Origin of the sequence: Veillonella parvula (genome assembly GCF_024461875.1) — a bacterium.
Taxonomy (GTDB): domain Bacteria; phylum Bacillota; class Negativicutes; order Veillonellales; family Veillonellaceae; genus Veillonella; species Veillonella parvula_I.
Genome location: NZ_JANGAL010000149.1, coordinates 1 through 217 on the forward strand (window position 1 = coordinate 1; position 217 = coordinate 217).

Here is a 217-nt window from a genome sequence, read left to right on the forward strand (position 1 = left end):
GTCTCATCAAGATTTAGTTTAATTACCCTGCTCTCATAATAAATTGGTCTAGTAGCACCATCAGCAACTGCTTGAGTCATATCGTAAATATCAATATAGTTACCAAAAACCTCTAATGTATTTCTATCTTCTAATTCGATTGGTGTACCAGTGAAACCAATATATGTTGCATTAGGAAGAGCATCTCTCACTCTTCTTGCATTACCAATCGTGATCT

Annotated in this window: 1 protein-coding gene; it reads right to left on the reverse strand. The window is 35.0% G+C overall.

Going from position 1 to position 217, the window contains the following annotated elements:
- Positions 1-191 (reverse strand): hypothetical protein (locus NE668_RS10170; RefSeq protein ID WP_256196950.1); only part of this gene is annotated, 191 nt, incomplete at its 3' end.
- Positions 192-217: the final 26 nt, after the last annotated feature.